Annotated in this window: 16 protein-coding genes and 1 rRNA gene; 12 read left to right on the top strand and 5 right to left on the bottom strand. The window is 72.7% G+C overall.

The window, feature by feature from the left end:
* Nucleotides 1-6: 6 nt before the first annotated feature.
* Nucleotides 7-585, bottom strand: a complete 579-nt coding sequence (locus OU787_RS11415) for a cysteine dioxygenase (RefSeq protein ID WP_380376837.1) — start codon at nt 583-585, stop codon at nt 7-9.
* A 627-nt stretch (nt 586-1,212) separates the two neighbouring features.
* Here OU787_RS11415 and OU787_RS11410 point away from each other — a divergent pair.
* From OU787_RS11410 to OU787_RS11400, 3 genes are all read left to right on the top strand, one after another.
* Nucleotides 1,213-1,485, top strand: coding sequence for a WhiB family transcriptional regulator (locus OU787_RS11410; protein WP_014136066.1), 273 nt, complete (start codon nt 1,213-1,215; stop codon nt 1,483-1,485).
* A gap of 272 nt (nt 1,486-1,757) precedes the next feature.
* Entirely contained in the window at nt 1,758-5,600 is a 3,843-nt protein-coding gene (locus OU787_RS11405) for a glycosyltransferase (protein WP_268659261.1), read from the top strand.
* Nucleotides 5,601-5,824: 224 nt separating this feature from the next.
* Entirely contained in the window at nt 5,825-7,261 is a 1,437-nt protein-coding gene (locus OU787_RS11400) for a DUF5719 family protein (RefSeq protein ID WP_268659260.1), read from the top strand.
* 32 nt (nt 7,262-7,293) lie between these two features.
* Here the strand turns inward: OU787_RS11400 and OU787_RS11395 are convergent, their stop codons facing one another.
* Complete coding sequence (locus OU787_RS11395; protein WP_030461917.1) at nt 7,294-7,740, bottom strand: metallopeptidase family protein; 447 nt, start codon at nt 7,738-7,740, stop codon at nt 7,294-7,296.
* Nucleotides 7,741-7,807: 67 nt separating this feature from the next.
* Here OU787_RS11395 and OU787_RS11390 point away from each other — a divergent pair, with 67 nt between their 5' ends.
* From OU787_RS11390 to ahcY, 6 genes are all read left to right on the top strand, one after another.
* Complete coding sequence (locus OU787_RS11390) at nt 7,808-8,233, top strand: DUF3499 domain-containing protein (protein ID WP_081967094.1); 426 nt, start codon at nt 7,808-7,810, stop codon at nt 8,231-8,233.
* Between the two features lie 110 nt (nt 8,234-8,343).
* Complete coding sequence (locus OU787_RS11385) at nt 8,344-9,741, top strand: phosphomannomutase/phosphoglucomutase (protein ID WP_268661848.1); 1,398 nt, start codon at nt 8,344-8,346, stop codon at nt 9,739-9,741.
* A gap of 128 nt (nt 9,742-9,869) precedes the next feature.
* Nucleotides 9,870-10,052 (top strand): Trm112 family protein, encoded by a 183-nt coding sequence (locus tag OU787_RS11380; protein WP_030461914.1) that lies wholly within the window; start codon nt 9,870-9,872, stop codon nt 10,050-10,052.
* A gap of 905 nt (nt 10,053-10,957) precedes the next feature.
* On the top strand, nt 10,958-11,251 hold the full coding sequence (locus OU787_RS11375) for a hypothetical protein (protein WP_268659259.1): 294 nt from the start codon (nt 10,958-10,960) through the stop codon (nt 11,249-11,251).
* A gap of 65 nt (nt 11,252-11,316) precedes the next feature.
* Nucleotides 11,317-12,291 carry a cation diffusion facilitator family transporter gene (locus OU787_RS11370; RefSeq protein WP_030461912.1) on the top strand — a complete coding sequence of 325 codons (975 nt, stop codon included), beginning with the start codon at nt 11,317-11,319 and terminating at the stop codon, nt 12,289-12,291.
* Between the two features lie 186 nt (nt 12,292-12,477).
* Nucleotides 12,478-13,926 (top strand): adenosylhomocysteinase, encoded by a 1,449-nt coding sequence (ahcY, locus tag OU787_RS11365; protein ID WP_268659258.1) that lies wholly within the window; start codon nt 12,478-12,480, stop codon nt 13,924-13,926.
* 76 nt (nt 13,927-14,002) lie between these two features.
* On the opposite strand, the gene OU787_RS11360 is transcribed toward ahcY, so the two are convergent.
* Nucleotides 14,003-15,091 (bottom strand): hypothetical protein, encoded by a 1,089-nt coding sequence (locus OU787_RS11360; RefSeq protein WP_268659257.1) that lies wholly within the window; start codon nt 15,089-15,091, stop codon nt 14,003-14,005.
* Nucleotides 15,088-15,600: a SigE family RNA polymerase sigma factor gene (locus OU787_RS11355; protein ID WP_268659256.1), complete on the bottom strand. Its 513-nt coding sequence runs from the start codon at nt 15,598-15,600 to the stop codon at nt 15,088-15,090. Before OU787_RS11355 ends, OU787_RS11360 begins: the two co-directional genes overlap by 4 nt.
* Nucleotides 15,601-15,707: 107 nt before the next feature.
* Here OU787_RS11355 and OU787_RS11350 point away from each other — a divergent pair, with 107 nt between their 5' ends.
* Nucleotides 15,708-16,322: a hypothetical protein gene (locus OU787_RS11350; RefSeq protein ID WP_268659255.1), complete on the top strand. Its 615-nt coding sequence runs from the start codon at nt 15,708-15,710 to the stop codon at nt 16,320-16,322.
* 35 nt (nt 16,323-16,357) lie between these two features.
* Here the strand turns inward: OU787_RS11350 and OU787_RS11345 are convergent, their stop codons facing one another.
* Nucleotides 16,358-17,428 (bottom strand): RDD family protein, encoded by a 1,071-nt coding sequence (locus tag OU787_RS11345; RefSeq protein WP_268659254.1) that lies wholly within the window; start codon nt 17,426-17,428, stop codon nt 16,358-16,360.
* Nucleotides 17,429-17,667: 239 nt separating this feature from the next.
* Here OU787_RS11345 and OU787_RS11340 point away from each other — a divergent pair, with 239 nt between their 5' ends.
* Entirely contained in the window at nt 17,668-18,672 is a 1,005-nt protein-coding gene (locus OU787_RS11340) for a stage II sporulation protein M (RefSeq protein ID WP_268659253.1), read from the top strand.
* 636 nt (nt 18,673-19,308) lie between these two features.
* A 16S ribosomal RNA gene (locus OU787_RS11335) occupies nt 19,309-20,824 on the top strand.
* The last annotated feature ends 150 nt before the right edge of the window (nt 20,825-20,974 follow it).

The following is a 20,974-nucleotide window of genomic DNA, read 5'->3' as shown; positions in this document are numbered from 1 at the left end:
AGCGCGTCAGTGCACCCGGTGACGCTCCGGGGCCGTGGCGGCGGCCGGGTACTGGTTCATCTCGACCAGGCCGGGCGTGTAGAGGTGGACGGAAACCGCGGGCTCCAGCGAGGCGTTGACCATCTCGTGCAGGTATCCCGGGGAGAACACCCGCAGCCCGCCGGCGGCCAGGGCGCGCGAGCCCTCGCCGCCGGCCGTCAACGAGCGCTCGGAGAGTTCGCCCCGGACGACGGTCATCACGCCGGAGGAGCGGCCGTGGTCGTGGAAGCCGCTGGACTGGCCGGGCAGCCAGCTCAGCAGCCACACCTCGTAGCCGGGGCCGGTCTCCAGCCGGGCGTACCAGCGGGTCAGCGCGTCGTAGCGGACCAGCGGCTCCCAGCGGGCCCGGTCGGCGGCGATCTCCCGGACCAGCCGGGCGTAGCCGCCGAGCGTGGTGGGGTGCGCGGGCAGGTCGGTGCGGGCCAGGTGCGGGAAGGCCAGCGGGTCGCCCGCGATGGACAGGTCGCTCAGGCCGTCGGTCCAGCGGGGCGCGGCGGGGGCGGGCAGGCGCTTGCGGTCGCGGTTGCGCTTGCGGGGGCGGGGCATTCGCACGGTGACGTCCTCGGGTTCGGCTGCGGGTGTGGATCAGCCGGGGCCGCGAGGACGTTCAGGGGGGACTGTCGCGCGGTCGGCCTCTGTTCCGGGGCGGCGCGCGGTGGGACGCGGGCGCCTAGATACAGCGGAGACAGCGGCGACAACACGAGGAGTTCACGGCAGCGCCGAGGAGCGCCTGGCGGCGCCGGTCGGCGGAGGTGGCCGGGAACTCTGACATGCGGGCAAGCAGACCGCAACCGACCCTCCAGTGTCAAGGCGGTCCGACGGACATTCGGGTCACATCGGCTCTGAACCACCGGATGGGGTGATAAGCGCCCATTAAGGTTTCGAAGTGAAAAACCCCGGGAAGGGACGCCCTGAGATCGCCCCGGACCGCCCCGGTCGGGAGCGGCAGTGGGGCCTGATGGCTGGTCAGGAACCAGGCGCGATGTCCGGGTTGTCCGGATATGTACACTATTCGTAGTGGCTTGGTTCCGGGGAGTGAATCCTCGGCCCAATACCAGAGCTCGGCTTGACTGGGCCAGAGTGACGCAACTGTAATTTCTCTCGTGTCGTTCCGCCGCACCGGCAACGGCAACACCACGGGGACGCCAAGAGGGGCAGAGGAGGCGCGCCAGTATGAGCGAGCTCTTTGAGCTGTTGATCGGTGAGGGCATCGAGGAAGACGAAGAGGAACTCGGCTGGCAGGAGCGCGCGTTGTGCGCCCAGACCGACCCGGAGTCCTTCTTCCCCGAGAAGGGCGGCTCCACCCGGGAGGCCAAGAAGGTCTGCCTGGCGTGCGAGGTCCGGGCCGAGTGCCTGGAGTACGCCCTCGCCAACGACGAGCGGTTCGGCATCTGGGGCGGCCTGTCCGAGCGCGAACGCCGCCGGCTCAAGAAGAGCGCGGTCTGAACCCCCGTCCGCACCAGGACCAGTAGCGGCGCCCCATCGCACCGGTGGGGCGTTTTCGCGTTCCCGGGCCGCCACCGCCGCGGGCCGCCGCGCCGGGTGCTGCCGCGGCCGCCGGCCGCCGCGCCGGGTGCTGCCGCGGCCGCGCTCGCGCCGCCGGACCCGTTACCCGCTGCACCGTCTTTTCACACCCGCCGGGGACGATCGCGCCACCCGGAGCCGTTAGTGTGGTGCGTCATCTGCCGTCAAACCCGAACCGGTGGTCCGCGCACCCGATGACTGTCTACAGCCACCAGAGCGGCTTCTCCGCTGCCAGGCCGCCCGCCTACCCGCGCCACTTGGTCACCGCCGTGATCGTCTCGCACGACGGCGCCCGCTGGCTGCCGCAGGCGCTCGCCGGACTGCTCGGCCAGGACCGCCAGGTCCAGCGGATCCTCGCGGTGGACACCGGCTCCACCGACAACTCGCCCCAACTGCTCGCCGACACCCTCGGCGACTGGCTCCCCGACAGCGGCCCGCAGGTCCTCGGCCGCCGGGTCGGCTTCGGCCGCGCCGTCGGCGAGGCCGTCTTCAACAGCCCCCCGCTGCGCCCCGAGGACCTCTCCTACAGCCTCGACCCGTCCGGCTACGACCCGGTCACCGGCGGCTGGGACGACTTCGGCGACCCGCTCGGCGGCGAGGACGACTTCGGCCGCGGCGGACCGCGCGAGACCCAGCCGGTCGAATGGCTCTGGCTGCTGCACGACGACTGCGAACCGCAGACCGACGCCCTGCGCCGGCTGCTCCAGGTCGCCGACTCCACCCCGACCGCCGCCGTGGTCGGCCCCAAGCTCCGCTCCTGGTACGACCGCAGGCAACTGCTCGAAGTCGGCGTCACCATCGCCCGCTCCGGCCGCCGCTGGACCGGCCTCGACCGCCGCGAGCAGGACCAGGGCCAGCACGACCAGGTCCGCCCGGTGCTCGCCGTCTCCACCGCCGGCATGCTGGTGCGCCGCGACGTGTTCGAGGAACTCGGCGGCTTCGACAAGGCGTTGCCGCTGATGCGCGACGACACCGACTTCTGCTGGCGGGTCAACGCGGCCGGCCACCGGGTCGTGGTCGCCCCCGACGCGGTCCTCCGGCACGCCGAGGCCGCCAGCCGCGAACGCCGCAGCATCGACTGCGCCCCCGCCCACCCGCACCGGGTCGACAAGGCAGGCGCCGTCTACACCCTGCTCGCCAACTCCAAGGGCCTGCTCTTCCCGTACACCCTGCTCCGGCTGGTCGTCGGCACCCTGCTCCGGGTGCTGGTCAACCTGGTCGGCAAGGACCCCCGGCAGGCCTACGACGAGATCGCCGGCCTCGGCCACGAACTGCTGCGCCTGCCCCGGCTGATGGCCTCCCGGGCCCGCCGCCGCAAGACCCGCTCGGTCGACTCGCTGGACGACCGCACGCTGTTCCCCGCCCCCGGCGCCACCGTCCGGCTGGCCGTCGAGAACGTCGTCTCCTCGCTCGGCATCGGCGGCACCGACGACACCGGCGGCCGGCACGGCTCGGTCGAGTCCGGCCCCGGCGACGAGGACGCCGACGACCTGGTGGTCGAACAGTTCGCCCTGCTCAAGAAGTTGGTGCGGCGCCCGGCCCCGGTGCTGTTCGCCGCCCTGCTGCTGTTCGCGCTCGCCGCCTGCCGCAACCTGATCGGCTCCGGCTACCTCCAGGGCGGCGCCCTGCTGCCCGCCGCGGACGGCGCGGCCGGCCTGTGGGACGCGTACGCCGCGCCCTGGCACGCCGTCGGCACCGGCTCCACCGCCACCGCCCCGCCCTACCTCGCGGTGCTGTCGATCCTCTCCTGGGCGCTGTTCGACCACGCCGACCTCGCGCTCACCCTGCTCGTGGTGCTCTCCGTCCCGCTCGCCGCGGTCAGCGCCTACCTGGTCTCCCGCCCGCTGATCGCCTCCAAGGCCGTCCGCGCCTGGGCCAGCGCCACCTACGCGCTGCTGCCCGCCGCCACCGGCGCGCTCGCCCAGGGCCGGATCGGCACCGCCGTGCTCGCCGTGCTGCTGCCCCCGCTGGCCCGCGCCGCCGCGATCACCGCCGGCCTCGGCATCCGCAAGGAGACCGCCGCCAAGGGCGCCCGCCCCGGCTGGCGGTCCGCCTGGATGACGGTGCTGATGCTCACCGTCTGCACCGCCTTCGTCCCGCTCACCTGGGCCATCGCCGTCCCGCTCTGCCTGGCCGCGCTGGCCCACGCGGTGCTCCGCGGCGGCGCGTTCGGCTCCGGCGTCCAGGCGGTGCGGCTGCTCGGCCTGCGCGTCCTGGTGATCCTCGGCGTGCCGGTCCTGGTGCTCGCCCCCTGGTCGCTCCAGGTGCTCACGAACCCCTCCCGGCTGCTGCTGGAGGCCGGCGTCCCCGGCTTCAACGGCCCGGCCGCCGACCCGCTCGGCCTGGTCCTGGTCAACCCCGGCGGCGCCGGCACGCCCCCCGTCTGGCTCTCCGCCGGCGTGGTGCTGGCCGCCCTCGCCGCGCTGCTGCGCGCCGACCGCCGCCGCGCCGTGCTGGCCGCCTGGGGCGCCGCCGCCGCCGGGCTGCTGTTCTCGGTCGCGGTGGCCGGCACCGCCGTCACCCCCGCCTCCGGCGGCCCCGAGACCGCCGCCTGGGCCGGCCCCGCCACCCTGCTGGCCGGCGTCGCGCTGCTGGCCGCCGCCGCGATCGGCGCCGACGGCGCCAACACCCGGGTCTCCGGCATCGCCTTCGGCTGGCGCCAGCCGGTCGCCGCGCTGGTGCTGGCCGCCGCCGTGCTCGCCCCGGTCGGCACCGCCGTCTGGTGGGCCCTCACCGGCGCCGACGGCCCGCTGCGGCGCGGCACCGACGCGCAGGTCCCGGCGTTCATCGCGGAGTCCGGCAACACCACCGACCGCTCCCGCACCCTGGTGGTCACCGGCGACGCCGACGGCGCCGCCGTCCGGTACGCGCTGGTGCGCGGCGCCGGCCTGACCACCGGCCAGGCCGAGGGCACCGTGGACGCCGCCGACGACGGGCAGCTCTCCCCGCTCACCGCCAAGCTGCTGGCCGGCTCCGGCGGCGACCTGGCCCGCACCCTGGCCGGGTACGGCATCAGCTACGTCGAGGTGAAGGACCCGGTGATCGCCAAGGTCCGCGACGTCCTGGACACCACGCCCGGCATCGTCCGGCTCAGCCTCGACAACGGCACCGGCCTGTGGCAGATCACCAGCGTCCCCGGCACCCGGGCGCAGATCACCAGCCCCGGCACCGTCCCGCTGGTCGTCCCGGCCGGCCGGCACGACATCTGGACCACCGTCCCGGCCGGCCCGGCCGGCCGCCAGCTGCGGCTCGCCGAACAGGCCGACGGCGACTGGCAGGCCACCCTGAACGGCAAGGCCCTGACGCCCGTCACCGTCGACGGCTGGGCCCAGGGCTTCACCCTGCCCGCCGAGGGCGGCCGGCTCGACGTCACCCGCGCCGGCAGCGTCGCCCACACCGCCTGGTCCTGGGGTCGGCTCGCGCTCGGCGCGGTCGTGCTGGTCCTGGCCCTGCCCGGACGCCGCAACACCAACGACGACGACATCCCCGAGGACGTCGTCGCCGCCCAGGCGCTGGCCGCCCAGGCCCAGGCCCAGGCGCCCGCCCCCGGCAGCCGCCGGGCCCGCCGGATGGCCGAACGCGGCGAGGGCGAGGACCCGCAGGCCGAACCCGGCGTCTACGCCCCCGGCGTCCCCGCCCAGCAGACCGCCGAGCCCGACCCGGAGCCCTACCGGCCCGACCCCGAGCCGTTCGCCGACCCGTACCAGGCCGACCCCTACCAGGCGGACCCGTACCAGGCCGACCCGTACCAGCAGCAGGGCTACCAGTCCGACGGCTACGGCTACGACTACACCCAGCAGCAGCCGGTCGGCGCGCCCCCGCAGGGCGACGGCTACGACCCGTACGGCCAGCAGCCGGCCTACGGCTACGACACCCCGCCCGCCCAGGGCTGGACCGACCCGTACGCCGCCGGCTACCCGCAGCAGGACGGGCAGCAGCAGACCTGGCTGCCCGAACAGCAGCAGCCCACCACCTACTACGACCCCAACGACCCCTACGGCGGCGGCCACCCGCAGCAGCCCGGGACGGGGAGCTGACCCGCGATGAAGAAGCCCACCCTGAAGGCGCCCAAGCTCAAGGCCCCCGGCCTGAGCGCCGTGGCCGGCGGCAGCCGCACCGGCCAGTCCCTGCTGGCCGGCGTGGCCGTGCTCGGCCTGGTGTTCGGCATCGCCGAGCTGCGCGCCCCGGCCGCCCCGCCGCGGCCGCCGGCCGGCGCACCACCGCGCAGGTCGAGCGCTCCGCGCTGGTCTGCCCGCCGCCGATGCAGGGCGTCACCGGCTCCACCTCCCTCACCCTGTTCAGCCCCGAGGGCGGCACCGGCAGCACCGGCACCGGCCTGCTCGCCGACACCACCCCCGACAACGTGATCGCCGCGCAGAACCCCGCGCAGCCCGCCGCCGCCGGGGCCCCGGCCGCCCCGTCCGGCCCGGCCCCGGCCCCGGCCGGGCAGCCCTCCGGCAGCCCGGGCGCCGCCGCCGTTCCCGTGGTGGACGCCCGGATCTCGCTGGCCAAGCCCGGCGTCCCGGTCACCGGCCCCGCCGCCAACACCGACACCGCCCCCGGCAGCTTCGCGGTCGCCACCGGCAACCTGGCCCCCGGCTTCACCGCCACCCAGGTCACCACCTCCGAGCAGAGCGGCCCCAGCCTGTCCGGCGCCGACTGCATCCCCTCCGGCACCAGCTTCTGGTTCTCCGGCGCGAGCACCGCCGCCAACCGGGTCGACTACGTCACCCTGGTCAACGCCGACAGCCTGCCCGCCGTCGTCGACCTGCGGATGTACGGCGACAAGGGCCAGATCGACAACGAGCTCGCCACCGGCATCGCCATCGCCCCCGGCAAGTACGAGACGATGAGCCTCAGCAGCCTCACCAAGGGCCCGGTCGACAACCTCGCCCTGCACGTGGTCACCCGCAGCGGCCGGATCGGCGCGGGCGTGCACGCCGTCGACACCGGCAAGGGCACCGACTGGCTGGAGCCCTCCGCCGACCCCAGCCCCTCCGTGGTCATCCCAGGCATCCCCGAAGACGTCACCACCGCCCACCTGGTGGTCGCCACCGACTCCGCCGACGACGCCGACCTCAAGGTCCAACTCTCCGGCAAGAACGGCTGGTTCACACCCGCGGGCCACGAGACCGTGCACGTCAAGGCGGGCATGACCGCCGCCCTCGACTTCCAGTTCACCGAGCAGACCCGGGAGGGCGCGAGCGCGATCCGGCTCACCCCCTCCAGCGAGGGCCACCCCACCCCGATCGTGGCCGGCCTGCGGGTCGACCGGGAGAACAAGGGCAAGACCGAGTCCGCCTGGCTGGCCGGCGGCAACCCGATCGGCGCCCGCGCCTCCGTCGCCGACAACCGGGCCGGCCAGACCAAGCTGATCCTCACCGCCGTCGACAGCGACGCCAAGGTCAAGGTCAGCAGCTCGGCCGGCGCCGCCGGCGGCACCCCCGCGAGCAAGGACGTCGACGTCCCGGCCGGCACCACCGTCACCGTCGACGGGATCGACCCCGCCGACGCCAACGGCCCCTACGCGCTCACCCTCCGGACCGTCAGCGGCGGCCCCGTGCTGGCCACCCGCCAGCTCAGCGCCGTCACCAAGGACGTCCCCACCTTCACCACCCAGCAGTTCCGCGACGACCACGCCACCGTCGAGGTCCCGCACGTCGTCGGCGACCCCGGCGTGGTCCTCACCGGCCGCTGAACCGACCCCCGGTACGACCCCCGGACGCGGCGCTACTCCTCGCCGTACCGGGGGTCGATCGCGTCCGGCGACAGCCCCAGCAGCTCGGCGACCTGCTCGATCAGGATCTCGTGCACCAGCGCCGCCCGGTCCTCCTTGGACTTGGCGCGGATCTCCACCGGCCGCCGGTAGACCAGGATCCGGCTGCGCCGCCCCGGCGCGCCGCCGACCACCCGGCCGAGCGGGACGGCGTCCGGCTCGGGCTCGCCCTTGGCCGGCAGCGGGACCTCCAGGACGGCGAACTCCACGTCCTCCAGCTGGGGCCAGCGCCGCACCAGGCGCTCCATGGACTCCCGGACGTAGTCGTCGAAGAGCTCGGAGCGGGTCAGCGAGATGGGCACCTGCGGCGGGGCCAGCGGCCCGCGCATGCCGCGGCCGTGCCGGTCGCGGTGCTTGCGGCGGCCGGAACCGGGCGGGGACGGGGGTGTCGAGCTGTCCATAGCAGTGTCGAGCGTAGTCCCTGGATGCCCGGAAGTGGACCACTCCAGCACGGCGCGTAACGGCGAGCTGACACGCGAGCCGGGGGCGGGTCTTCGCGGGCCGGTCCGACTTGCGGTACCGTCCACCCTCGTGAGCTCTGTACGTCGTTGTTCGCGCACTGCGTGCGGCCGCCCGGCCGTGGCGACGCTGACGTACGTCTACGCGGACTCCACCGCGGTGCTCGGCCCGCTGGCGACCTACGCGGAACCGCACTGCTACGACCTGTGCGCCGAGCATGCCGAGCGCCTGACCGCCCCGCGCGGCTGGGACGTGGTCCGGCTGGCCGGCGACACCGGCCCGCTGCGGCGCAGCAGCGACGACCTGGAGGCGCTGGCCAACGCGGTGCGCGAGGCGGCCCGCCCGCAGGAGCGCACGCCGCGTCAGGGCCCGCCCCCGGAGGGCGAGTCCGGCCGCCGCGGCCACCTGCGGGTGCTGCGCTCCCCGGAGAGCTGAGCGAGGGCACCGCCGAGCGGCCACCGGCGCCCGGTACGCTGCCCCTCTGCGGTCCGGACCGGCCTCCGCCGTCCCTCCGCGGCACGTCGCAGCACACACACGGGAGCATTCTGGTGCGGGACCTCAAGCAGCTTGTGAAGGCGTACGACGTCCGGGGCGTCGTGCCGGACCAGTGGGACGAGTCGCTGGCGTACGCCTTCGGTGCGGCCTTCGTCGAGGTGGTCGGCGGCAGCGCGGTGGTCGTCGGCCACGACATGCGCCCCTCCTCGCCGTCGCTGTCCCGCGCCTTCGCCGAGGGCGCGGCCTCCCGCGGCGCCGACGTGGTGGAGATCGGGCTGTGCTCCACCGACCAGCTGTACTACGCCAGCGGCAGCCTGGACCTGCCCGGCGCGATGTTCACCGCCTCGCACAACCCGGCCCAGTACAACGGCATCAAGCTGTGCCGCGCGGGCGCCGCCCCGGTCGGCCAGGACACCGGGCTGTCGGAGATCCGCGAGCTGGTCGAGTCCTGGCTTGCCGCCGAGACCGACGGCAAGGTGCACGTCCCGGCCGCCGCGCCCGCCGCCGTGGGCACCCTCTCCGCCAAGGAGACCCTGGGCGGCTACGCCGACCACCTGCGTAAGCTGGTCGACCTGACCGCGATCCGCCCGCTCAAGGTCGCGGTGGACGCGGGCAACGGCATGGGCGGCCACACCGTCCCCACCGTCTTCGACGGCCTGCCGCTGGACGTCGTCCCGATGTACTTCGAGCTGGACGGCACCTTCCCCAACCACGAGGCCAACCCGCTGGACCCGGCCAACCTGGTCGACCTGCAGGCCAAGGTCCGCGAGGTCGGCGCCGACCTCGGCCTGGCCTTCGACGGCGACGCCGACCGCTGCTTCGTCATCGACGAGAACGGCGACCCGGTCTCCCCGTCCGCGATCACCGCCCTGGTCGCCGAGCGCGAGATCGCCCGCGCCCAGGCCGCCGGCGAGGCCAACCCGACGATCATCCACAACCTGATCACCTCCTGGACGGTGCCCGAGGTGGTCCGCGACCTCGGCGGCGTCCCGGTCCGCACCCGGGTCGGCCACTCCTTCATCAAGCAGGAGATGGCGAACACCGACGCGGTCTTCGGCGGCGAGCACTCCGCGCACTACTACTTCCGAGACTTCTGGCGCGCTGACACCGGCATGCTGGCCGCGCTGCACGTGCTGGCCGCGCTCGGCGGGCAGGACGGCCCGCTGTCCGCGCTGACCGCGAAGTACGAGCGGTACGCCGCCTCCGGCGAGATCAACTCCACCGTCGCCGACCAGGCCGCCGCCACCGAGAAGGTCCGCGCCGCCTACGCCGGCCTGGAGGGCGTCACCACCGACGAGCTCGACGGCCTCACCGTGGCCGGCCCGGACTGGTGGTTCAACCTGCGCGCCTCCAACACCGAGCCGCTGCTGCGCCTGAACACCGAGGCCAAGGACCCGGCGAAGATGGCCGAGCTGCGCGACGGCGTGCTGGCGATCGTCCGCGGCTGACCGCCCCGGAGTCAGCCCGCCGCTGACTTTTCGCGTGCCCCGGCCGGTAGGGTTGCCACCGGCCGGGGTACTGCTGTGTCACCGGCTTCCCGTACCGCCGTCTTCCCGAGCCCCGGAGTCCGACCGCCATGAGCCTGCCGTCCTTCCTGCTGGAGATCCTGGTCTGCCCGGAGTGCCGCTCCCCGCTCGACGAGGAGACCGAGGGCGAGGTGCACGAGCTGCGCTGCACCGGCGAGGGCTGCGGCCTGGTCTACCCGGTGCGCGACGGCATCCCGGTCCTGCTGGTGGACGAGGCCCGCCGCCCGTCCTGACCCCTGCCCCGCCAGTCGCTGGAGGCCAGCCGCCATGTTCGACGACTCCCTGCTGGACGACCGGGCCGCCGTGCAGCGCGCCGACCGCCGGCGCGAACTGCTGGCCCTGGCCGGAGCGGGCGCCCGGATCCGGATCGCCCTGCGCCGGGCCGACGCGGCCGGCGTCAACGCGCTGAACCCGGACGGGCGGCCGCGCGCGGTGTTGGTGGCCGGCCACGGCGCCGCGCTGACCGCGGCCGGCACGCTGGCCGCACTGGCCGTGCCCAGCTGCCAGGTCTGGCCGCTGCCGCCGTCCGACGCCCGCCCCGGCGGGTTCGCCTTCACCGACGGTGGGACGTGGCAACTGCCCGGCTGGGCCGGGTCGTTGGACCTGATCGTGGTGGCCAGCGAGAACGGCCGCGAGGGCGGCCTGATCAACCTGGCCGAGCAGGCGTACACCCGCGGCTGCGCGATCGCGGTGATCGCCCCCGAGGGCTCCGAACTGTTCGAGGCGGCGCTCCAGGTGCGCGCCCTGCCGCTGCCGTTCGAACCGAGCACGCTGGAGCCGGAGGGCTCCGACGCCGAACCCGACCTCCCGGCCGAGGACCCGGCCGCGCTCTGGGCCTTCCTGGCCCCGCTGCTCACCCTGGCCGACCGGGTCGGCGCCGCCCAGCTCGCCCCCGGCGCGCTGGAGGCCGCAGCCGACCGCCTCGACGAGGTCGCGGTGCGCTGCCGCCCCGACGCCCAGTCGTACGACAACCCGGCGAAGACGCTGGCTGCCCGGCTCGCCGAGACCGTCCCGCTGCTGTGGTCCGAGGGCGCCCCGGCCGCCGCCGCGGGGAGCGGTTCGCCGCCGCGCTGGCCGACCGGGCGGCCTGCCCGCGCTGGCCGCCCGCCTCCCGCAGGCGCTGACCGCGCACCGAGGCATGTTCGCCGGCCGGCTCGGTGGCGGGACCGACCCCGACGACTTCTTCCGCGACCGGGTCGACGAGCCGGTGCCGCTCCAGCTCCAGGTCCTGATGCTCCGCCACACCCCGGGCGTGGCCGAACTCGAGCAGCCCGGCTGGCCGGTGGCCCGGGCCCGCCGACTGGCCGCCGCCCACGAGGTGCGGATCACCGAGCACGCCTCCAGCCTGGAGGACCCGGTGCAGGCACTGGCCGAGCTGATCGGCCTGACCGACTTCGCCGCCGTGTACCTGGGCCTGGCCACCCGGGGCTGACACGGTATCGTCCCTTCGTCAACCAAGGCCCGGCAAAGCCCGGGCCCACGCGGAGGGACACGGGGTTGAGTACCGAAGGCGGCACCAAGGCACTGGTCGCGGCACTGTCCGCGAACCTGGGGATCGCGGTCAGCAAGTTCGTGGCGTTCGCGTTCTCGGGGTCGTCCTCGATGCTCGCCGAGGGCGTGCACTCGATCGCCGACTCCGGCAACCAGGTGCTGCTGCTGGTCGGCGGCAAGCGCTCGAAGCGCGCCGCCACCGAGGAGCACCCGTTCGGCTACGGCCGCGAGCGGTACGTGTACGGGTTCCTGGTCTCCATCGTGCTGTTCAGCATCGGCGGCATGTTCGCCATCTACGAGGGCTACGAGAAGATCGCCCACCCGCACGAGCTGGAGAACTGGTACTGGCCGGTCGGCGTGCTGGTCTTCGCCATCCTGCTGGAGGGCTACTCCTTCCTCACCGCCTACAAGGAGGCGTCGAAGGACAAGGGCCAGCACGGCTGGTCCGCGTACATCCGCCGGGCCAAGGCCCCCGAGCTGCCGGTGGTGCTGCTGGAGGACTCCGGCGCGCTGGTCGGCCTGGTGCTGGCGCTGCTCGGCGTCGGCCTGAGCGCCGCCACCGGCGACGCGGTCTGGGACGGCATCGGCACCCTGTGCATCGGCGTGCTGCTGGTGGTCATCGCGCTGGTGCTGGCGCTGGAGACCAAGTCGCTGCTGATCGGCGAGTCCGCCGACGCCGACGTGGTGGCGAAGATCCGGGCCGCGCTGGTCGACCACGACACCGTCACCTCGGTGATCCACATGCGCACCCTGCACGTCGGCCCCGAGGAACTGCTGGTCGCCGCCAAGATCGGCGTCAACGCCGAGGACAGCGCCGCGGTGATCGCCGAGGCGATCGACCACGCCGAGGTCCGGGTCCGCAAGGCCGTGCCGATCGCCCGCGCGATCTACCTGGAGCCCGACATCTACTCCGAGGAGAAGGCCCTGGCGGGCCCCGACGCCGACGCCACTCCCGGCGGACCGGGCCCGAACGCCCACTGAGCCGCGCCCGTTCGGTGTAGATTCGTCGGCAGTGCCAAACGTCGCTGCTGATGGCGGTCGATCGGAGCCCGGCTCCGGTCGAGGGAGAGAGGTCCTCCGACGGATTGTGCCGCAGCAGAGGGCCGCCCACCGCGCCCTCTGCCGCTCAGCACACCCGTAACCAGGCCCATCCCGCGAGGAGTTCGAATGTCGAACCAGCCCACCGGCGACTTCAAGGTCGCCGACCTCTCCCTGGCCCCGTTCGGCCGCAAGGAGATCCAGCTCGCCGAGCACGAGATGCCCGGCCTGATGTCGATCCGCGCCGAGTACGCCGCCAGCCAGCCGCTCGCGGGCGCCCGGATCACCGGCTCGCTGCACATGACCGTGCAGACCGCCGTCCTGATCGAGACCCTCACCGCCCTGGGCGCCGAGGTCCGCTGGTGCTCCTGCAACATCTTCTCCACCCAGGACCACGCCGCCGCCGCCATCGCGGTCGGCCCCGAGGGCACCCCCGAGGACCCGCAGGGCGTCCCGGTCTTCGCCTGGAAGGGCGAGACCCTGGAGGAGTACTGGTGGTGCACCGAGCAGGCGCTCACCTGGCCCGACGGCCAGACCCCCAACATGATCCTGGACGACGGCGGTGACGCCACCCTGCTGATCCACAAGGGCGTCGAGTTCGAGAAGGCCGGCGCCGCGCCGTCCCCCGACACCGCGGACAACGACGAGTTCCGGATCATCCTGGAGCTCCTCAACCGCACCCTGGTCGAGACCCCGCAGAAGTGGACCGAGGTCGCCGCCACCATCAAGGGCGTCACCGAGGAGACCACCACCGGCGTCCACCGCCTGTACGAGATGCACCGCGACGGCAAGCTGCTGTTCCCGGCCATCAACGTCAACGACGCCGTCACCAAGTCGAAGTTCGACAACAAGTACGGCTGCCGCCACTCCCTGATCGACGGCATCAACCGCGCCACCGACGTCCTGATCGGCGGCAAGGTCGCCGTCGTCTGCGGCTACGGCGACGTCGGCAAGGGCTGCGCCGAGTCGCTCCGCGGCCAGGGCGCCCGGGTCATCATCACCGAGATCGACCCGATCTGCGCCCTGCAGGCCGCCATGGACGGCTACCAGGTCACCACCCTCGAGGACGTGGTGGGGATCGCCGACATCTTCGTCACCACCACCGGCAACAAGGACATCATCCTGGCCTCCCACATGGAGCGGATGAAGCACCAGGCCATCGTCGGCAACATCGGCCACTTCGACAACGAGATCGACATGGCCGGCCTCGCCAAGCTCCCCGGCGTGGTCCGGACCGAGGTCAAGCCGCAGGTCCACGAGTGGCGCAAGGCCGACGGCAAGACCATCATCGTGCTCTCCGAGGGCCGCCTGCTCAACCTCGGCAACGCGACCGGCCACCCCTCGTTCGTGATGTCCAACTCCTTCGCGAACCAGACCATCGCGCAGATCGAGCTGTTCACCAAGACCGAGCAGTACCCGGTCGGCGTGTACGTCCTCCCCAAGCACCTGGACGAGAAGGTCGCCCGCCTCCACCTGGACGCGCTGGGCGTCAAGCTCACCACCCTCACCCAGGAGCAGGCCGACTACATCGGCGTCCCGGTCGAGGGCCCGTACAAGGCCGAGCAGTACCGCTACTGAGCCGCTACTGAGCACAGCCCGGTGCCCCGGTGCCCCCCGCGCGGGGAGCACCGGGGCACCGGCGCGTCCGGGACCGCTACGGCAGCACGTCGACCGACCAGCCGGAGTCGTCCGTGCCGCGCGACACCACCCGGTCCAGCCAGACCGCCAGCGAGGCGTCCGCGTCCGACCCCGGCTGCACCTCCCGCACGCACCGGCGCACCCCGCCGCCGGACGCGCACGCCGCCGGATCCGGCAGCGGCACCGTTCCCCCCTCCAGCCCCGGCGCGCCGGTGGACTGCGAGTTCGGCGGGACGTACGCGTTCCCCCCGCCCGGCTCCGCCGACACCGTGACGTCGTGCGAACCGTTCTGCTGGAAGCCCACCTCGGCCCGCCACAGGTCCTGCCCGTTCACCGCCCGGCGCAGCGACGCCCGGGTGACCACGGTGTCGGCCGGCAGCGAGGACAGCGCGAGCGGCATCGCCGGCGTGTACCGGCCCACCGTCACCCCCGCCGCGATCCGCAGCGGCACCGACTGCCGGTCCTCCTCCGCCAGGCCCGAACTGTCCAGCTGGTACCAGATCCCGTCCGCGCCGCGGAAGCGCAGCAGGTCCGTCCTCGCCGCGAACGCCGGATCGCTCGACGACACCCAGTACGCCTCCTGCCCGTTCACCGGCGGCGCCGCGATCCGCAGCCCGTCCCCCGTGCCGATCAGCGGGTCCACGTCCGGCGTCACCCCCTCCGGGAACGCCGTCAGCACGAACTGGCCCCACTTGGCGCTCCCCGCCGCGCCCACCTCGGCGACCACGTCCGAACCGCCCGCCCCCGAGCGGTACTCCACCGCCGTCACCGAATCCGGCAGCCAGCCGAACCGGGCCGGCGCGGTCAGCACCGTCCGCCTCGTCGCCGGCGGCGCCGAAATCCCCCCGGACGGCGACGCGCTCTGCCGGGAGACCCGGATCCCCGCCGGATCCGCCCCGCCCCCCGGGCCCAGCACGGCGAACGACCCCGCCGACAGCACCACCGCCGCGGCCGCCGCGACCACCGTCCACCGCCGCCGGCGCAGCACCGCCCGGCCCCGCAGCACCGCCAGCGCCGGATCCACCCGCGAGGGCGGCGCCGCCTCCTCCTCCACCGCCACGTACCGCGCCATCCGCACGGACAGCTCCTCGCCTTTCCCGCTCATGCCCCTGACCTCCCCGCCGGACGCAGCGCCGGCGAACGCCGCAGCGCCTCCAGCGCCCGCGAACTCTGGCTCTTCACGTTGCCGCTGGAACACCCCAGCTCGGCCGCGGTCTGCTCGACCGACAGATCGCAGTAGTAGCGCAGCACCAGCGTCGCCCGCTGCCGCGGCGGCAGCGCCGCCAACGCCTCCCGCAGGTCCAGCGACACCGCCAGGTCCGGCCCCGCGGCCGCCGCCCCCTCCGGCGTCCGCGCCGCGGGCCTGGTCCGCCGCCACCACGCGGTGCGCTGCTCGGCCAGGAAGGTGTTCACCAGCACCGTCCGCGCGTAGCCGTCCCGGTTCTCCGCCCGGCTCGCCCGGCCCCAGTGGGTGTACAGCTTGGTGATGCTCTCCTGCACCAGGTCGTCCGCCCGGTGCCAGTCCGCGCACAGCAGGTACGCGACCTTCCGCAACCAGACCGCCCTGGACGCCACGAACGCGGTGAACTCCTCGTCCCGCGTCGGCTCCGCCATCCCGGCGCCCTCCCTCTCCGTCACCGGCGGCACGGGTCGCGCCGCCGACCCCCTGATGCGACCGGCCCCCGAGAAGGTTGCACCACCGGTTACGTAGGCTTCCCCCCATGCCGAACGGCCGCTACTCCCTCCACGACCCGCACGACGGAACCCCGCTCGGCGAGGAGCGCTTCCAGTGCGCCCCCGGCCCCGCCGGCTGGCGCTACGTCGCCAAGCGCTACCGCCCCGACGGCACCGTCCAGGGCACCACCGACCTCACCCTGGACGCCCGCCACCGCCCGATCCGGCTCGAACTCCGCTCCGGCGGCTGGCAGGTCCGCGGCGGCGCGCTCGAAGGCGTCCACTGGGTCCGCGCCGATGCTGCGGGAACCGGGGAAGCCACCGAGGGGGAGGACCGGGCGCACGCCTTCACCGGCGACTCCCCGGCCTTCCTGGTCGCCACCGCCCGGCTGCTCGCCCTCGACCCCGGCGCCAGTGCCCGGATCCGCCTGGTCTCCTTCACCGGCGACGCCCTCGCCCCCCGCACCCTCGACCAGGGCTGGCAGCTCCACTCCGTCCAGGACCACCCCACCGACAGCGGCCCGCTCCCGGTCGAGCACTACCGGGTCACCGACCTCGACACCGGCGAGGTCCGCGACCTCCACCTCACCGGGGACGTCCTGCTCGGCGCCCCCGGCATCGAACTCGAAGAACTCGACTCCCCGCCCAACCCGCGCCGCTGAACCCCGAGCCCCGTTCCTCCGGCCCGCCGAACCGCTCAGGCCGGCGGCGCGAACCCGCCCGCCGAACCGGACTCGACCGGCGCCGGCGCGGACATCGGCGGCACGGGCGGCGGCAGGACGGGCGACCCGGCCGGCGCCATCGGTGCCGCGGGCTTCTCGAACGCCACCGGCTGCGCCGGAGCCTGCGGGTACCCGAGCTGCCGCACCGGCTGCGCCGGCTCCGGGCCCGGCGCCTGCGGCGGTATCGGCATCGGCATCGGCACCGGGGCCTGCTGGAACGGCACCCCGCCGCCGTACCCCGCCGGCACCCCGTACCCGGTCTGCGCCGCGTAGGCCGCCATCGCCGCGGCCGACGCCCGCTCCCACTCCCGGCGCTGCCGCTCCATCGACACCGCCCCCAGGTACACCAGCGACGGCAGCCCCGCCGGCACCGGCCACCCCGTCCGCTGCGCCAGGTCCGCGGCCAGCCGGTCGCCCAGCCCCGCCGCCACCGGCTGGTCCAACTCGTGCATCCGGCTCAGCACCTGGCGCGACGACAGCCACAGCCCGTCCGGCACCGCGGACAGGTCCAGCGCCACCAGGTCCGCGCCCAGCGCGTGCATCACCTGCGGCGGCACCGGCGGCACCGACCCCTGGTCCCGGGCGCTCTGCGGCAGCCGCTCCCGGACCACCATCGTCCCGCCGAAGATGTCGCCGAGCCGGCGCCCCTTCACCGATATCAGCGCGGACAGCACCGCGGGCAGCGCGAACAGCCCGAAGTCGATCACCCCGACCAGCCCCCGCACCAGCGCGTGCCGGAACCGGATCGGACCGCCGTCCATCCGCACCACCCGCAGCCCCAGCGCGACCTTCCCCAGCGACCGCCCGTGCGACAGCGTCTCGACCAGCACCGGCAGCAGCACCGTGCAGAACACGAACACCGAGATCTCGAACGCCATCGCGGCGGCCATCTCCAGGTCGGAGAGCCCCAGCATCAGCCCCACGCTCAGGATGAAGTACGCCATCACGTACACCACCCAGTCCAGCAGCCGGGCCAGCGCCCGCGACGGCAGCTGCGCCGTCCGCAACCCCAGGACGACCGCCTCGCCGGTCACCAGCTCGCTCACGCCACCCACCCGCTCCGCTCCGCGGCCCGCCGGCGACCCCACGTCGCCCGGTCCGACCCCTCGACCAACAGCGGCAAACATAAGGCCGGGCACCCCCCGCGGGTAACCCCGGTCCGACGCTTCCGGCGTCCCCCGGCACACCGCCCGCCCGCTCTGGCAAGCTAAGCCCCGCAACCAGCCCGGCCGCACACCGACCAGTGCCCGCGGCCCGCCCCACCGCGCCCCCGGAGAGAGCCGCCATGGACCTGGACGTCTTCGTCGCCGCCCACCAGGCCGAGTGGCACCGGCTGGAGGTCCTCAGCAGCCGCCGACGGCTCACCGGCGAGGAGTCCGACGAGCTGATCGCCCTCTACCAGCGCGCCACCAGCCACCTCGCCCAGGTCCAGGCAGCTGCCCCGCACCCCGGCGTCGAGGGCCGGCTCACCACCCTGGTCGTCCGCGGCCGCAACGCCGTCGCCGGCGCCCGCGCCTCCTCCTGGCGCGACGCCGCCCACTACTTCACCGCCGGCTTCCCCGCGATCCTCTACCGCACCCGCCGCTGGTGGCTCACCGTCGGCGCGGTCTCCTTCCTCCTCAGCGCCGTCGTCGCCTGGTGGACGGGCACCCACCCCGAGATGATCAAGTCCCTGCTCTCACCCGAGCAGTACGAGCAACTCACCAAGCCCGGCGGCGAGTTCGAGGCCTACTACACCGAACACCCCTCGGCGAACTTCGCCGCCCAGGTGTGGACCAACAACGCCTGGGTCGCCGCCCAGTGCCTGATCTCGGCCGTCCTGCTCGGCGTCCCGGTCCTGTACATCCTGCTGGTCAACGTCCTCAACCTGGGCAGCGGCATCGGCATCATGGCCTCGGCCGACCACCTCCAGCTCTTCCTCGGCCTGCTCATCCCGCACGGCCTGCTCGAAATCACCGCGATCTTCGTCGCCGGCGGCCTCAGCCTCCGCCTCGGCTGGACCGTCGTCGACCCCGGCCCCCGCACCCGCACCGTCGCCCTCGCCGAAGAGGGCCGCGCGGTCATCGGCTCCGTCATCGGCCTCACCGCCGTCCTGATGGTCACCGGCTTCATCGAGGGCTTCATCACCGGCTCCGCCCTCCCCAGCTGGCTCCGCATCGGCATCGGCCTCACCGTCGAAGCCCTCTTCCTCCTCTACGCCCTGGTCCTCGGCAAGCACGCCGCCACCGCCGGCGAAACCGGCGACGTCGAAGCCGCCGACCGCACCGAGCACCAGCCGATGGTCGGCTGACCGCCCGCACCGCGCTCCGGGCTCCGGGCTCCGGGCCTCGCTGGGGCACTGGCGGCCCTCGTGGCCCTTGCCGCTTCCGGTGACGCGCCGCTTGCTGCGGCGTGGCGTGGTCATGGACGGCCCGCCAAACCTGGTAGCCTGATGATCAACCCGGCGGGACCATTGACGTGGCTCCTATGGGCTAGTAGGTTTGAACGGTTGGGAGCGACTGGACATACAGTCCGCCCGAGCGTAGTGTCTACGACACCGCCGAAGCGAGGCATCGCGTCCGAGAGGATGCTGGCCCGGTTCCGGCAAAACCCCGAAGCAGAGCAGTGCAGAGCTTTTGATAAGGTCTGCAGCGAAGTCGAAGGAATTCCCACTCCAGCGGGAATGGAAATCAGAGCGAAAAACCTCTGGTAAGCTGGAAACACGAAAGAACGAAGCGCCCGGAGGGTCCGCAGGAATGCGGTCCGAAGGAAGTGTCCGTTCCTTGAGAACTCAACAGCGTGCCAAAAGTCAACGCCAGATATGTTGACATCCCCGGCCTCGACGTTTGTCGGGGTTGGAGATTCCTTTTGAAGTAAACACTAGCGAGGACGCAGTGCGCGGGGCCGCCTTATTCCGGTGGTTGCCGTGCCGCTCCCCGTGGAGACATTCACGGAGAGTTTGATCCTGGCTCAGGACGAACGCTGGCGGCGTGCTTAACACATGCAAGTCGAACGGTGAAGCCCTTCGGGGTGGATCAGTGGCGAACGGGTGAGTAACACGTGGGGAATCTGCCCTGAACTCTGGGACAAGCCTTGGAAACGAGGTCTAATACCGGATACGACCGCAGGATGCATGTTCTGCGGTGGAAAGCTCCGGCGGTTCAGGATGATCCCGCGGCCTATCAGCTTGTTGGTGGGGTAACGGCCCACCAAGGCGACGACGGGTAGCCGGCCTGAGAGGGCGACCGGCCACACTGGGACTGAGACACGGCCCAGACTCCTACGGGAGGCAGCAGTGGGGAATATTGCACAATGGGCGAAAGCCTGATGCAGCGACGCCGCGTGAGGGATGACGGCCTTCGGGTTGTAAACCTCTTTCAGCAGGGAAGAAGCGCAAGTGACGGTACCTGCAGAAGAAGCACCGGCTAACTACGTGCCAGCAGCCGCGGTAATACGTAGGGTGCGAGCGTTGTCCGGAATTATTGGGCGTAAAGAGCTCGTAGGCGGCCTGTCGCGTCGGATGTGAAAGCCCGGGGCTCAACCCCGGGTCTGCATTCGATACGGGCAGGCTGGAGTGTGGTAGGGGAGATCGGAATTCCTGGTGTAGCGGTGAAATGCGCAGATATCAGGAGGAACACCGGTGGCGAAGGCGGATCTCTGGGCCATTACTGACGCTGAGGAGCGAAAGCGTGGGGAGCGAACAGGATTAGATACCCTGGTAGTCCACGCCGTAAACGTTGGGAACTAGGTGTTGGCGACATTCCACGTCGTCGGTGCCGCAGCTAACGCATTAAGTTCCCCGCCTGGGGAGTACGGCCGCAAGGCTAAAACTCAAAGGAATTGACGGGGGCCCGCACAAGCAGCGGAGCATGTGGCTTAATTCGACGCAACGCGAAGAACCTTACCAAGGCTTGACATACACCGGAAACGTCCAGAGATGGGCGCCCCTTGTGGTCGGTGTACAGGTGGTGCATGGTTGTCGTCAGCTCGTGTCGTGAGATGTTGGGTTAAGTCCCGCAACGAGCGCAACCCTTGTTCTGTGTTGCCAGCGAGTAATGTCGGGGACTCACAGGAGACTGCCGGGGTCAACTCGGAGGAAGGTGGGGACGACGTCAAATCATCATGCCCCTTATGTCTTGGGCTGCACACGTGCTACAATGGCCGGTACAAAGGGCTGCGATGCCGCGAGGCGGAGCGAATCCCAAAAAGCCGGTCTCAGTTCGGATTGGGGTCTGCAACTCGACCCCATGAAGTTGGAGTTGCTAGTAATCGCAGATCAGCATGCTGCGGTGAATACGTTCCCGGGCCTTGTACACACCGCCCGTCACGTCACGAAAGTCGGTAACACCCGAAGCCGGTGGCCTAACCCGCAAGGGGAGGAGCCGTCGAAGGTGGGACCAGCGATTGGGACGAAGTCGTAACAAGGTAGCCGTACCGGAAGGTGCGGCTGGATCACCTCCTTTCTAAGGAGCACATAGCCGAATGCGAGCGCATGTCTCGCACGGTTGCTCATGGGTGGAACGTTGACTATTCGGCACGGTTCGGCGCAAGCCGCCAGTACTGCCTTCTTCGGGGGCGTGGAACGCGACTGCTTGCAAGGGACCGGGTCGGGC

The organism is Kitasatospora sp. YST-16, assembly GCF_026802215.1.
Taxonomy (GTDB): Bacteria; Actinomycetota; Actinomycetes; order Streptomycetales; family Streptomycetaceae; genus Kitasatospora; species Kitasatospora cineracea.
Note: the sequence above shows the minus strand (reverse complement) of the source record. Positions and strands in the feature narration are given on the sequence as shown.